This window comes from Pseudoalteromonas sp. 10-33 (genome assembly GCF_001469195.1).
GTDB lineage: Bacteria > Pseudomonadota > Gammaproteobacteria > Enterobacterales > Alteromonadaceae > Pseudoalteromonas.
This window is the reverse complement of record NZ_LOFI01000001.1, coordinates 161757-175418: the sequence shown is the minus strand read 5'-3', so window position 1 is coordinate 175418 and position 13662 is coordinate 161757. Positions and strand designations below refer to the sequence as shown.

Here is a 13662-nt window from a genome sequence, read left to right as displayed (position 1 = left end):
CGACTACAGCCAATCGGAGATATCAATAAGCTAATGCTGAGGATATTAAACTCTAAGAATGTGTTGCTACACGCTTACTAAGAACTCCTTCCATTGCTTAGAATAATCTTCAAGATGTAATGGGAAATTTGGGCATTTATAGTTATATAAGTTTAATTTTCTAAGCAGATCTTTTTCATTTTCATATGGAATAACTATATCTCTAAAATGACTTTCTAAGGAAATAAAGGTATTTGATTTGATTAGTATAGGTTTTTCAGAATACAAGGATAAAGCAAAACGAGTTGGAAACCCTGTTGCAGTCCTCGCATTATTTATCCCATTATAAATCATTAAAATACCATCAAACATTTTCAAGAAATCTGATAACTCACCAGCTAACATTTCAGCATAGCTAAAAGGTTTAAAAGTCTTAATATTAAGGTTCGGTTGACTCTCCAATAAATCAAGAATATCAGTGGACTCTTGCAACCAGACTTCAATTCCTAAACTAGATATTTTCAATAGATCCATATAAACGTTATCTATTGTTCTTGAATTGAAATTAGTATTTCCCAAAAAGGCAACCTTTTTTTTCCCCGGTATGTGTCTAGGATCATTTGAACTGTAAATAGTTTTAGAAAAGTCACTAGTCAAAAAGTCAGGTAGAACTTGAGACTGTTTATATTTAATATTATTTTTGTCGAAAAAAAACTTCATTTCCTTTGATGGAAATGAAATAGCATCAAAACCTCTAAAAAAAGCTCTGTCAAAGTATGAAGCTAAATATCGCGACTCATAACATACATTACTTCGCACAGGATAGGTGTTAATTATTAATACGGATTTTACCTCCCCCAGTAATGAAATACTATCAATTGCTTTTTTCTCTGTTCTGACTGTTGTACTCCAAAAATAAACGATAATGCTTGGGTTGGCACTTAATAAAAAACGCTCCATCCTTTCAGCTTTGCTTGAATCTAAATTTTTGAATGACTCAACTAAACTCAGAAAAAAAATAAAAAAAGGATTTCTATCTAACTTAAAAAAAGATAGAAATTGCTTAAGCCTAGAGGTACTGCTAGCTTTTTGTTTTTCTTCATAAAGCCTCAATATATTTTCCTTAGGCAAAAATTCGATGCTCTGTGAGCACTCCTTTCCAATATCTATAAAAGACAACTCATCAGAAAGTTCATTAAATAGTTTTAGATATGAATGGCTAAAAATAGTATTTGAAGAACCTACAAAACATATTTTCATTTAGAAAGCACCTTCTTAGCTTCTTCGGGGTCTAAATCCCACCAATTACTCTCATTAATGAATGCAGTATCTTTTTCATCAAATCTATATCGGATTATTTTAGCTGGAGCTCCGACTACTATTGCAAAGTCTGGAATATCTCTTGTAACTATACTGCCCGCACCAATAATAACTCCATTACCAATTTTAATACCACCTAAAATCAATACATTGGCACCTATCCAGCAGTCATTTCCAACTGTAACAGGCAGAAAGTCCTCATCTCGGCGCTTTTTAAATAAAGTATTATTATAAATATAAGGCGATGTTGAGAAATCTGTTAAAGGGTGATTACCTAGTCCAATTTTACAGCCTGGACCAATTGAACAATATTTGCCAATCTTACTATTTACAATAATTGACTGTGGAGAAACATAAGAATATCGCTGTATTTTCGTACTAATTATTCTACAATCATCATTAATAAGATTATTTCCCTCAAGCACGCTATCCAATGAAATCAAAACCCTACGACCAATTTTCATTTCTCTCTTAACACATGAAAGATAGAGTATGTTCATAAAATAAATAACGGTCTTTAAAACTCTCATAATTATAAATTTCATTTATCACCCTTAATAGATAGAACTAGTAAAACAAAAGATATAAAAAAATATCCACATAGAAACAGCAAAGACCCCTCAGGTAGTGAAACATTTATAACATACCCTAATAATAACAAAATAAATGTAATCAAACTTAGGCATTTCGACACTTTAGAAGACAGTGACTGAAAATCGAGTTTTTTTGAATATATAGAAAAAGTTAAAATTTCAAGAAAGTTAAAAGCCTTGAAAGCACTTATAATTATTAAGGCACTAAAACCTATATTGTCATTTTGTTCATATATAAGCCGAACACCAAAGTAATTTAACAAAAAAATTATTAATAATAAAAAAGGGAAAAATAAACACAATGCAAAACAGTATTTTTTTATTGGATAATCTACATCATAAGATCTCATCAAGACTTTAGATGCGACACTTAGAGGTAATAAAATCAGGCCCGACAAAGCTAAATATGGGTAAATAGACGCTTTTAAACTTAAAGCCAAAAAAACAAGCACAAAAACCTTATCTAAATAACGATTCAAAGTAGGTATAGACACTGAAAGAAAAAAGCTAAACCTTTTAAGACTAAATACGAAGGAACTAGCGTTAAATTTTTTATAATCAACAATAAATAAAAAGACAATAAACGTAATTAAGTTAGCTACAGTATATGAGTCAAACACATTAATTGCACTAGTTGTATATAGAATATAAAAAGAAACTGCTTGAATAGTTAAAAGCATGCCAATCGCTTTATCTTTTTCAACGAGTCTAAGAGCATTAACACAAAAATCCACAGGGTAAAGAAGGATTAAAAAAATAAATATTGAGAATGAAGAATCTTGGAGAACAGAATAAAGGACACAAATAAAAAAATAGATTAAGAAAAAAACAAAGAAGCTTAAAATATCGATTTTTTGCCCATTACCTGAATATGATATAGCTTGTTCATTAAAGCAGGCAGTATTAAATATATGTATATACAATAATGCGGAGTATAATAGAAAATTGAAAAATAAATATTCGGATTTAGAGGTTAAGAATAAATCAGGCAAAATGAAAACCTGCATTATAAGTAGGCTCAAAATCATTGGAGTGAAATTAAACATAAATTTACTAATTGAGTTAATCAGCACAATTAATCCTACTGTTATCAATCATATGCAGGGCCATCATTAGAGATATAAGTATGAAGTTATCCTGTAGATTACCGGAAAACATACAACCTATAAAAATTATAAAAGTAATATAAAACAAAATTGACTTCAATCCAAAACCATCATAAATGATTTCAAAAAATGATTTTATAAAAGAAACTATAAGAAATGTAGAAAGTACAGCTCCTATAAAACCATTAAAATATATAAGCTCTAAAAAAATATTATGAGGATATGGAAATGTAGCAGTTCCGAACTCCAGCATAAATTCGTCATAAGATTTGCCTAAGGTTATAACCCAAGCACTTGGATTATTAATAAAACTATCCCAGGGGGCTAACCTTAATGCCAAGGACTGATTCCCTTCAAAATCAAAGTTTAAAAACCGGCTAGTCAACATAACCTCAGCACTGTAAAAGGAAGAATAAAAAATAAAACATAACAAGATTAAAAAGGAAACTAATAATAACTTAGAAAATCTTAAACGGTAGCAGTAGGCATGGATTAAACTTACAAAAAAAACAAATAGCGCAGGTAGCCCTCCACGTGATCCTGTTAGAAAAACAGCAAATAATACTAATGAAAACAGCGCTAATAAATATACTTTTTTATACTTTTCTGTTTGAATAAAATAAAAAAACAACAATGAAACAAGTGCTAAAATAGTAAATACTCTATATAAGATATTCGGGCCGAAAACAAATGACCCCCTTTCCCCCCCCCCAAAGAAAGTACCCAAAAGAAAAAATGCTAACAAACTGATAGATAATAAAGCGATACTCTTATTAAATTTATATGATTCTCTATTTAAATAGAAAATTTTAAATATCAGAATAATAGAAAAATAACTCAAAAAAGATTTTAAAACCCAAAAGTTATAAAACGTTGAGTAGTTAGTAAATGCACTTACAAAAAAACAAAGTATCAAAATGATAAAATAACAATAGATTATAGCTTTTTGCTTCATTACTTCTATTCTCAAAAAAGCAATTACTGTAACCAATAAAAGAAGCAGAAAAGGGAAAAGTGGAACATTTAGTAAACTAGCATCACCTGAAAATAAAGACCAAAAAAACAAAATAATTACAACAAGTGGTAAGACGTTAAACATTTTTACTCCGTAAACTTAATACTTCCTTCTAGGTGCCAATATACTACTATTGAAAATTACCTATTGATTTAAAATCCAGTATCAAATCTTTTAAATCATCTAAAAGGTTATTAGGTTTATAGTCTTGTATATAGTTTTTGATTGAAGATATATCAGTAATTGGAAAAGACTCACTTGGAAAGTCAATTTCGTGCCATATCACTTTACAGTTTGTATAGTTTTGAAGTACATCTGCAATCTGCTTCGCATTAATATTGTAACCAGAAGCAATATTAATTATTTCATGACGATTAAACTTTCTTGATACCAACTCTATACAAGCTTCAGCAACATTAGTAACGGATATGTAATCTTTACAATAATTTTGTGAGATATACATATCTATTTTTTTATTTTTTATTGCATTACGGGTAATAGCTGGTAAAAAAAGCGGGCTATTTATAGCTAAACCGTAGACATTACTTGGTCTCACTACACAAACATTACGCTCACTTTTAAAACATAACTCCTCGGCCAGTAATTTTGATAAATTAAAAAGGCGTCGATTATCATCCATACAAACTTTTAAATCTGCTTGCTCACTAGATATATCGTTATTCATATATACCCTAGTTGATGATACATATACTAAGCTTTCAAATTTTGAATTTTTCAATATCCGTGATAGTAAACTTACATTTGCTTCTAACACATCAAAAGGTTTACTACAATCACCATACCCAGCACAATAAATTACAAAGCCAAGATCTTCCTTAAAAATGCGCTCGTCATTTCTTATTGGCACAAAAACATCATGGCCTGAGCTATTCAACTGCTTAACAATTTCTGAACCTATAAAGCCTCGACCACCAAATACAGTATAAAGCGCCATTAACCTTCCCACCCATTAATCAACTGGTATTTTATTTTATTAAAAGTCGGTTGTATTTTATCTTTATCTGATAACAAGGGTGCCTCAATCGGCCATTGTATAGCCAAATTATCGTCATTCCAAAGCAAGCCGCCTTCATCACTTGGGTCGTAGTAATCTGTACACTTATACTGAAAGTCTGCTGTTTCACTTAATACACAAAAACCATGCGCAAAACCGGGAGGCACGAAGAATTGCAGTTTATTTTCACCTGTCAATAATACCGCTTCATACTGGCCAAATGTATTCGACTCTGGGCGTAAATCTACGGCCACATCAAATACTTCACCCTCAGTAACCGAGACGAGCTTGCCTTGTGGCTTTGTTTTTTGAAAATGAAGCCCTCTTAACACTCCTCTTGATGAACGAGAGCGATTATCTTGAACAAAATCAGCATTAACTCCAGCTGCCTTATAGCGCTCTGCTTGAAACGTTTCGTAGAAGAAACCTCGTTCATCACCAAATACTTTGGGTTCGATAATAAGTAAGTCTTTTATTTTAGTTTTAATAACATTCATATTTTTTAAACTATTTTGTAATGTTTAATAAGTATTGACCGTATCCGGTTTTACTTAGGCTACAGCCAATTTCTTGCACTTGCTGCTTACTTAACCAACCTTGGTGTAACGCAATTTCTTCTAAACACGCAATTTTAAAGCCCTGACGCTTTTCTACTGTTTGTACAAACTGCGATGCCTCAAGCAATGAATCATGAGTGCCAGTGTCTAACCAAGCAAATCCACGACCTAGTTGCTCAACATTAAGCTTACCTTGATCTAAATACGCTTGATTTATACATGTAATTTCGAGTTCGCCACGTGAAGACGGTTTCACATTTTTGGCTATTTCAACCACTGCGTTATTATAAAAATAAAGGCCTGTTACTGCCCAATTCGACTTAGGCGCTGTTGGCTTTTCTTCTATTGAAAGAGCTTTAAAGTTTTCATCGAACTCAACAACACCAAAACGCTCAGGGTCCATAACTTGATAACCAAACACACTTGCACCGGTTAAATTTTCAGCCGCGTGCTTTAACTGCTTACCAAATGCTTGACCAAAAAATATATTGTCACCCAACGCCAAGCACACATCATCTGAGCCTATGAACTCCTCACCTATAATAAATGCTTGCGCTAGCCCGTCAGGATTAGGTTGTATTGCATAGGTGATACTAATGCCAAATTGAACACCGTCACCAAGTAAACGAGTAAAGCCTTCTTGCTCTTCCGGTGTTGTAATAATTAGTACTTCTCTTATACCTGCTAGCATTAAAACTGAAAGCGGGTAATAAACCATTGGTTTATCATAAATAGGTAGTAATTGCTTCGATACACCCTTTGTAATTGGGTGCAAACGTGTGCCTGAACCACCAGCTAAAATAATTCCTTTCATACTACTCTCCGTTAAAAGTTAATTTCGCCTAGACGTTCTCGTTGATACGACCCATCCTGAACATTTTTACACCATTGTTGATTTGCTAGATACCATTTTATTGTTTTACGCAAACCCGTTTCAAATGTTTCAACTGGCGTCCAGTTAAGCTCTTCACTCATTTTTGTTGAATCTATGGCATAGCGCCTATCGTGTCCGGGGCGATCTTTTACATATGTAATTTGCTCTGCATACTTAGCCGTTTTTGGTACTAAGGTGTCTAAGATTTCACAAATAGTTTGCACCACTTCTAAATTTTGCTTTTCGTTGTGGCCCCCTATATTGTAAGTTTCACCAACAACACCTTCAGTTACTACTTTATATAAAGCACGAGCATGATCTTCCACGAATAACCAATCACGTATTTGATCGCCTTTACCATAAATAGGTAAATCCTTACCTTCTAGCGCATTTAGTATAACTAAAGGTATTAATTTTTCTGGAAAGTGGTAAGGCCCATAATTATTTGAACAATTAGTGATAATAGTTGGAAAGCCATACGTGCGCAGCCATGCTCTTACTAAATGATCACTCGAAGCTTTACTTGCCGAGTAAGGGCTGCTTGGTGCGTAAGACGTTTCTTCAGTAAATAATGGAAGCTTACCATCTTGCTCATCTGGGTGTGGGAGATCACCATAGACTTCATCAGTTGAAATATGATGAAACCTAAACGATTTTTTATCATCGCTATTTAATGTATTCCAGTATTCACGAGCCGCTTCTAATAGATTGTAAGTGCCTACAATATTAGTTTGTATAAATTCGGCAGGGCCTGTGATTGAGCGGTCAACATGACTTTCAGCAGCTAAATGCATTACTGCGTCTGGTTTATGCATTTTAAAAACACTATCAAGCTCTTCGCGGTTGCAAATATCAACCTGCTCGAAAGAGTAACGCTCATTATTTTCAACACTTTTGAGTGATTCTAAGTTACCTGCATAAGTTAATTTGTCGATGTTAATAACTGAATCTGTTGTATTATTTATTATATGGCGAACAACAGCTGAACCAATAAAACCTGCACCGCCTGTAACTAATATTTTCATGTGGAGTGTTTTAAAAAACCTTTAACTGAATAAATAAAAAAATGATAAGTGGCTCTAAAAATATTTAATTCCAAAACATTGCGATAAAATAACCACTGCCATTTCAATATTTTAAATTTATTTTGTGTCATTCCAGAGTCAACTCTATATAAAGCTAAAACGTCAGGTAGACTATATGACTTAGGTACTTGCTTTAATAAGCTAAGCCATAGTCCCATATCCTGCCTTTTACGAATTACAGGCATATAGTGTTTCCCTAAAACATTTGTGTCGTACACCGCGGTTAAGCAACCTATAACATTGCTACTTAGTAACTTATTATAATTTGTAAATGTGGGGGGCTTGATAGTACCCCTAAGTTCGCCCTGCTCTAGCTTTTGATAGGCCGTAAATGTGAATGCATAATTATTTGTAAGCATAAAGCTAATTTGTTTCGTGAGCTTTTCTGGTAACCATAAGTCATCTGCATCTAAAAATGCAATAAAACGCCCATTAGCTTGCTTTATAGAGTTATTTCGGGCAACACCCGCACCACCATTTTGCTCATTTATGAACTGTCTTATTCGCTGATCTTTAATAGCGTATTCATTAATTATTTGCTGAGTATTATCGGTAGAGCGATCGTCAGTTATCAACAACTCCCAATTACTGTAAGTTTGGCTAATAACAGACTCTATAGACTCGGCTATATGAAGCTCCGCATTGTAAGCAGGCATTATTATAGACACTAATGGCTGTTCAACACTCATTTAACGGCCCATACCAAATATAACTGTTCGTACTGTCATTAATAAAATTTTGATGTCTAGTAAAGCTGAATGATGCTTTATGTAATGAATGTCATACTTGTGCTTCCATATAGCATCTTCTACCGATGCGCCATATGGGTAGCTCACTTGTGCTAACCCCGTTACACCTGGTTTAACAGCGTGCCTAAAACGGTAGTAGGGTATTTCTTTTTCTAGGTCTTTTATAAATACTTCACGCTCTGGCCTTGGGCCTACTATCGACATAGTGCCTTGTATAACATTTATAAGCTGAGGAATTTCATCTATGCGTGTTTTACGAATAAATTTACCTACTTTTGTAACGCGTGCATCGTTTTTTGAAGCCCATTGAGCCCCGTTTTTTTCTGCATCATTTCGCATAGATCTAAATTTATAAACTTCAAACTGTTTGTTATATTGACCGGTACGCTTTTGCTTAAATAGTATGGGCCCAGGGCTTTCTAATTTAATTAACAAAGCAGCAAATATTGAAAATGGAATGGTGATTATAAGGAGTAAAATAGCACTCACCATATCTACACAACGCTTTGCCACTTGCGTACGTTTATTTGACAAAATAGAAAACGCTTTTTGATGCAAAAAATAACTACTATGTAGTAAACGCACTTCTGTGTATTTTAGCCTGTCGTCTAAATAACTTACTAAAGGTTCAACCCATGCACCACACTCAGTGGCATTAACTAAAAACTTGCGTTGTTGTTTACTCAAATGCGCACTTTGATAGTGGCATACTACTTTTTTAGTGAAGTCAGTAATACTGTAGTCGTTAATTATTATGTCGAATGAATAATCATCAATAATTTCACCTATATTACTGGCACACTCCTCTGGGCAAAATACATAAATTACACTTTGCTTTAGTGCTTCTGATTTTGATTTAAAGCTTTCAGTTATGAATATCGATTTCAGCTGTTCTTGATTATTACTTACAGGCTCTTCATTCATATCGGGTGTACCTACTTTCAGGTTCATGTACTGCTCTTTCTATTTATCTGATTTATATTCATAGTTGTAATAACCATAGTAGCCGTAAGCATTACTCGCTTTTTTAACAACACCGTTAAATACAAGCCCTTTTACGTCTATGCCATTTTGTTCAAAACGATTACGGGTTAGGTCTATTTCGCGCAAGTGGTTTTGCCCAAAGCGTGCAACTAGCAATGTAGTGCCTGTATGCGCACTCACTATAGCCGGGTCGGTTACTGCCAGTATTGGTGGTGTATCTATAATTACTATGTCGTAAGCGTTGCTTACTTCTTCAACCAACTTGCTAAAGTTGCTGTGCATTAGCAGCTCTGAAGGGTTTGGTGGTATTTGCCCGCGGGTAATTACATTTAAGCCTTCAACCTTGGTAGGCTTAGTGACTTGCGTTAATTTTAAACGGCCCGACAGGTAATCACTTAGGCCATCGTCCCATTTTAAGCCAAACTGGGTTTGTAAGTAGCCTTTACGCATATCGGCATCAATAATAAGCACTTTTTTACCGCTTTGTGCTAATACTGCCGCTAAGTTAACCGATATAAACGATTTACCTACACCCGGGCTTGGGCCCGATATAGCAATAATGTTGTTTTTAGCTTCCATCATCGCAAAGTGTAAGCTGGTGCGTAGGCTACGTAGCGCCTCAATTGAAAGGTCGGCTGGGTTATCGAGCGCGAGTAAGCTTTTTGCTTTACCTGCTTTATTATTGCGCCCCGTAAAACCGGTTAGTTTATCTTGGTAGTCTGAGTGGGGTACACTTGCGTATACAGGTATGCCAAGGCCTTCAATCTCGCTTGGGTCTTCAACCCCTTTATGCATGGCCTTTTGTATAAGTACAATAGCCACTGCAAGCATGCCACCTAGCATGGTTGCCATTACCACTATTAATGCTTTTTTAGGCTTAACTGGTTTACTGGTATTTACCTCGGCGTAGTCTATAACACGTACGTTACCTACGGTACCAGCACGTACTATGTCAAGCTCTTGGGTTTTACTTAATAACAACGTATAAATTTGGTTGCTTACCTCAACATCGCGCTTTAAACGTAGTAGCTCTTGTTGGGTTTCCGGCAGGTTACCTACTTCGCCAATAAGTTCGTTTTTTTGGCTTTTTACTGCTTGTATTTGCTCAATAATACCTTGGTATGCTGGGTGGTCTTTTTTAAACTTACGGCCCAGCTCTAGGCGTTTTAGGTTTAGCTCTTGTAGTTTTGTTTCAAGCTTTACTACTTGCTCAAGCACGCCTTGGGTCTCAAGCGTTATATTTATTGACTGGCGTTTTATTTGGTAGTCGTTAAAGCGTTGCTCGGCGTATTCTAGCTGTTTTTTAATTTCAGGTAATTGTACTTCTAAAAACTCTAGCGACTTTTGTGCCTCTGCGCTGTTGCGCTCTACATTACGGCGCACATATATAGCGGCTACTTTATCTAGCACTTTTTCGGCGTAGCTTGGTTTAGTGCTTTGTAGGCTTAAATTAATTATGCCTGAGTCTTTACCTTTTTCGCTTGCACCAATGGCTGCTTGTAAATCAAGTATTGTATTTAATCGGTCTTTACGGGTAATTATAAACTCGGTACCTGGGCGTGCATTAAGCTCGCGAATTGTTAGGTTAAATTTACCGTTAGTAAGCTCTTCACCTACTTTACCAGCTAGTATTTGGTCTCCATCACCATTTAGCAGAGCAACTCCTTTGTTGGCTTGCGCTACAATTACAAACTCTTGGTTTACCGCTGTGCGTGGTACGTCAAACCTAAAAACATTTACGCTTTCACCGCCCCATGCATAACTGCTTGCACCAAAACTTGGTTCGGCTAAATCGCCCTCATCCATTGGAGTAAACTTACGGTACGCGCGGTTACCAATAAACGGGAATAGTTTTGGTTCTGCTATAACATCAAGCTTGAGTGTGTCTACTGCCTCACCTATTATACTGCGCGATTTAAGTAGCTCTATTTCGGTAACTGCGGCCGATGTACTTTCGAACATGCCTGCCATATCGTCAAATCCGGGGACTGATGCACTGCCGTCTTCCACTTGTATCATGGCGGTAGCTTGGTAAACTGGCGTGCTTAATACCGCATAAACCACACCTATAAACATAAACAGTGCCGTTATGCCTGCTATAAAGTATTTGCGGTCGAGTAATGCGCCTAGTAGTGCCATTAAATCGATTTCTTGCGTAGGTTGTGCGGTGTTTTTATTTTTACTTTCAGGCTGGGTATTCATTAAATTAGCCATTCCTTATAAATACTTTTGCCAAGCGCTGCATGCGCTATCGATTAATGTGTAAACGTGTTCAAATGCTTCGGTGCTTTGGCGGTAGGGGTCGGGTATTTCGGCGTTGTTAATCCACTTACCTAGTAAAAATGTTTTACCGCGTGCCTCTGGGTAGCGTGCGTGTACATCGTTTAAATGGCGTTCTTCCATAACCAGTATTACACTATTTTGCGCAACTAGCGCAGACGACAACTGCCTGCCTTGGTGCTCGTCCATGTTTACACCGTGTGCTTGGGCTATTTGTTTTGCTTTTGCATCGGCAGGTTTACCCTCAAGTGCGGTTAACCCAGCTGACGACACTTTAATATTTTTACCTTTAAGCTTTTGCTTTAATACATATTCGCCAGTAGGGCTGCGGCAAATATTACCGGCACATACAACTAATACAGAATCGAACATTGTTTTGCGCCTTAGTTATTAATGTCGTTTAGGTTATCAACCGTTGATACCGACGGTAGTAATAAGCTTATTACGCGGTTCCAACGGGCTAATGGTGCCGATGTTACATATACAATGTCGTGCGGTTGCAGTTCAAACTGCTCGGCTAATACCATTGCAGTAATATTTTTAGCGTGCAGCTGGTATACGTTTGCAATAACACCTGTTTGCTCTACGTTGCTTTTACGCAGTACAAACACGCCATTGGCGTCGGCTGTGGTTTCGTTTAGACCACCGGTGTCGCTTAGTGCTTCGGCTAGGTTTAAGCCATATCGGTTTAATACTATAGACCCTGCACGTTTTACGTCGCCCAGTACAAATACTTTTTGTGCGTCGTTACGCGTTACATGAATTATGTCGCCGTGTTGAAGTAAACGGTTTTGCGAAATATCACCATGTGAATAAAAGCTGTCGAGTTGTATGGTTTCTGTTTTGTTACCACGGGTAAACGTTACTGTGCGCCAATCGGCGGCTTCTGTTAATCCACCCGCTTGGTTTAACGCGTCAATTAGGGTGAGTGGTATTTCGGTAACTGGGTATACGCCTGGTTTGTTTACCTCACCGGTTACGTAGGCTTTTTGGCTTCTAAAACCCACGACTTTTATGTCTACTTGTGGGTCTTCTATTACGCGGCTTAGGCGTTTAACTAGGTCTTCGCGTACTTCACTAATGGTACGCCCTGCGGCAGGAATATCTGGGGCGTAAGCATAGGTAATGGTGCCGTCTTTTTGTACGCGAAAGCCGTCAAATTCTGCGGTACGTTGCACTGCTGCGGGTATTGTTAGCTCGGGATGATCCCATACGCCTATGGTTAGTACGTCACCTACACCTAGTTTGTATTCGTAATTACTTACGTTTACGCCCGCGGTGTTCGATATTGGTTTGGCAGATGCACGTGCTTGTTTTTGTTGTTTAATTAACGACGAGTCGATAATTTGAATATTTACTTTTTCGAGATCTTGCTCAAGGTTTTGTGTTTGCTCGCCAGAGTCTAAGCCTTCAAAATGGCTGCCTGGCACTATGGTGCAACCGGTAACTGATAGTAATGCGAGTGAGGTGATGAGTGATTTACAGCTTAACGCCATTGTAGAATCCCAAAATTATTTTAAATATTTTGTTCCTCACCGACCTTGGTGAGTACTTGTATTTTTGTGCGGTAATTAAAGCATGTGAGGGCTTTTCGCGCAAGCCGAAACGCGCTTTTGAATTGCTGCTTTCTTTTAAATAAGTATTTAAGCTTACTCAATGTTTTATAAAATAAAGGTAGCAAACAGGGCTGGTTTATTTTGTGATATTTTAGTGTGTTATTTTGCACTTTTATATTAAACGCTTATTCGCTTTATACCTTCAATGAGTTTTACTTGGTTAAAGTTTATGAGTAATCCTGTTTTTATGCCGCTTAACTTTAAGTATGTTATTAGTTGTGCTGTATGTATTGGCAATAGTTTATCAACTGTTTTTATTTCTATTATTAATTTATTTGGAATTAATATATCGAGCCTATACCCTGCATCAATAGTTGTGTTTTTGTAGTTGATTGGTAATTTTATTTGGCTTTTTATTGATAAACCTGTTTGCTGTAGTTCATATATTAGGCAGCTTTCGTAGGTTGATTCTAATAAGCCTGGCCCAAGGTTTTTATGTACTTCAATAGCGCAACCAATTACTTTTTGAGTTAGTAAGTCTTCCATGGC

The 13662-nt window shown here is 36.1% G+C and carries 14 protein-coding genes; all 14 read right to left on the bottom strand.

The features are described 5' to 3' along the window. Positions 1-66: 66 nt before the first annotated feature. The gene (locus tag ATS76_RS00740; protein WP_058550656.1) at positions 67-1239 is read right to left on the bottom strand and encodes a hypothetical protein; all 1173 of its coding nucleotides are present in this window, start codon (positions 1237-1239) and stop codon (positions 67-69) included. Beyond that, positions 1236-1844 carry a CatB-related O-acetyltransferase gene (locus tag ATS76_RS00735; RefSeq protein ID WP_082664305.1) on the bottom strand — a complete coding sequence of 203 codons (609 nt, stop codon included), beginning with the start codon at positions 1842-1844 and terminating at the stop codon, positions 1236-1238. Before ATS76_RS00735 ends, ATS76_RS00740 begins: the two co-directional genes overlap by 4 nt. Further along, complete coding sequence (locus ATS76_RS00730; RefSeq protein ID WP_058550655.1) at positions 1841-2965, bottom strand: hypothetical protein; 1125 nt, start codon at positions 2963-2965, stop codon at positions 1841-1843. Before ATS76_RS00730 ends, ATS76_RS00735 begins: the two co-directional genes overlap by 4 nt. After that, positions 2955-4097, bottom strand: coding sequence for an O-antigen polymerase (locus ATS76_RS00725; RefSeq protein WP_058550654.1), 1143 nt, complete (start codon positions 4095-4097; stop codon positions 2955-2957). The genes ATS76_RS00730 and ATS76_RS00725 overlap by 11 nt, the downstream gene beginning before the upstream one ends. A 46-nt stretch (positions 4098-4143) precedes the next feature. Then, entirely contained in the window at positions 4144-4968 is an 825-nt protein-coding gene (locus tag ATS76_RS00720) for an NAD-dependent epimerase/dehydratase family protein (protein WP_058550653.1), read from the bottom strand. Continuing rightward, the gene (gene rfbC / locus ATS76_RS00715; RefSeq protein WP_058550652.1) at positions 4968-5525 is read right to left on the bottom strand and encodes a dTDP-4-dehydrorhamnose 3,5-epimerase; all 558 of its coding nucleotides are present in this window, start codon (positions 5523-5525) and stop codon (positions 4968-4970) included. The genes ATS76_RS00720 and rfbC overlap by 1 nt, the downstream gene beginning before the upstream one ends. A 10-nt stretch (positions 5526-5535) precedes the next feature. Beyond that, positions 5536-6399 carry a glucose-1-phosphate thymidylyltransferase RfbA gene (gene rfbA, locus ATS76_RS00710; RefSeq protein ID WP_058550651.1) on the bottom strand — a complete coding sequence of 288 codons (864 nt, stop codon included), beginning with the start codon at positions 6397-6399 and terminating at the stop codon, positions 5536-5538. Between the two features lie 11 nt (positions 6400-6410). Continuing rightward, positions 6411-7484, bottom strand: a complete 1074-nt coding sequence (gene rfbB, locus ATS76_RS00705) for a dTDP-glucose 4,6-dehydratase (protein ID WP_058550650.1) — start codon at positions 7482-7484, stop codon at positions 6411-6413. Next, a complete protein-coding gene (locus ATS76_RS00700; protein WP_058550649.1) occupies positions 7481-8233 on the bottom strand; it encodes a glycosyltransferase family 2 protein in 753 nt (250 codons plus the stop codon). Before ATS76_RS00700 ends, rfbB begins: the two co-directional genes overlap by 4 nt. Further along, positions 8234-9217: a sugar transferase gene (locus ATS76_RS00695; protein WP_442960102.1), complete on the bottom strand. Its 984-nt coding sequence runs from the start codon at positions 9215-9217 to the stop codon at positions 8234-8236. Positions 9218-9256: 39 nt separating this feature from the next. Further along, positions 9257-11479 (bottom strand): polysaccharide biosynthesis tyrosine autokinase, encoded by a 2223-nt coding sequence (locus ATS76_RS00690; RefSeq protein WP_058551036.1) that lies wholly within the window; start codon positions 11477-11479, stop codon positions 9257-9259. Between the two features lie 15 nt (positions 11480-11494). Continuing rightward, complete coding sequence (locus tag ATS76_RS00685; RefSeq protein WP_010555600.1) at positions 11495-11929, bottom strand: low molecular weight protein-tyrosine-phosphatase; 435 nt, start codon at positions 11927-11929, stop codon at positions 11495-11497. Between the two features lie 11 nt (positions 11930-11940). Then, the gene (locus ATS76_RS00680; protein WP_058550647.1) at positions 11941-13053 is read right to left on the bottom strand and encodes a polysaccharide export protein; all 1113 of its coding nucleotides are present in this window, start codon (positions 13051-13053) and stop codon (positions 11941-11943) included. 237 nt (positions 13054-13290) lie between these two features. Continuing rightward, a complete protein-coding gene (locus ATS76_RS00675) occupies positions 13291-13659 on the bottom strand; it encodes a GxxExxY protein (RefSeq protein WP_058550646.1) in 369 nt (122 codons plus the stop codon). Positions 13660-13662: the final 3 nt, after the last annotated feature.

Excerpts from the sequence above, each read along its gene's own strand:
- ATS76_RS00740 (WP_058550656.1), bottom strand. The coding sequence starts at position 1,239 with ATGAAAATATGTTTTGTAGGTTCTTCAAATACTATTTTTAGCCATTCA.
- ATS76_RS00735 (WP_082664305.1), bottom strand. The coding sequence starts at position 1,844 with ATGAAATTTATAATTATGAGAGTTTTAAAGACCGTTATTTATTTTATG.
- ATS76_RS00725 (WP_058550654.1), bottom strand. The coding sequence starts at position 4,097 with ATGTTTAACGTCTTACCACTTGTTGTAATTATTTTGTTTTTTTGGTCT.
- ATS76_RS00720 (WP_058550653.1), bottom strand. The coding sequence starts at position 4,968 with ATGGCGCTTTATACTGTATTTGGTGGTCGAGGCTTTATAGGTTCAGAA.
- rfbC (WP_058550652.1), bottom strand. The coding sequence starts at position 5,525 with ATGAATGTTATTAAAACTAAAATAAAAGACTTACTTATTATCGAACCC.
- rfbA (WP_058550651.1), bottom strand. The coding sequence starts at position 6,399 with ATGAAAGGAATTATTTTAGCTGGTGGTTCAGGCACACGTTTGCACCCA.
- rfbB (WP_058550650.1), bottom strand. The coding sequence starts at position 7,484 with ATGAAAATATTAGTTACAGGCGGTGCAGGTTTTATTGGTTCAGCTGTT.
- ATS76_RS00700 (WP_058550649.1), bottom strand. The coding sequence starts at position 8,233 with ATGAGTGTTGAACAGCCATTAGTGTCTATAATAATGCCTGCTTACAAT.
- ATS76_RS00695 (WP_442960102.1), bottom strand. The coding sequence starts at position 9,217 with ATGAATGAAGAGCCTGTAAGTAATAATCAAGAACAGCTGAAATCGATA.
- ATS76_RS00690 (WP_058551036.1), bottom strand. The coding sequence starts at position 11,479 with ATGAATACCCAGCCTGAAAGTAAAAATAAAAACACCGCACAACCTACG.
- ATS76_RS00685 (WP_010555600.1), bottom strand. The coding sequence starts at position 11,929 with ATGTTCGATTCTGTATTAGTTGTATGTGCCGGTAATATTTGCCGCAGC.
- ATS76_RS00680 (WP_058550647.1), bottom strand. The coding sequence starts at position 13,053 with ATGGCGTTAAGCTGTAAATCACTCATCACCTCACTCGCATTACTATCA.
- ATS76_RS00675 (WP_058550646.1), bottom strand. The coding sequence starts at position 13,659 with ATGGAAGACTTACTAACTCAAAAAGTAATTGGTTGCGCTATTGAAGTA.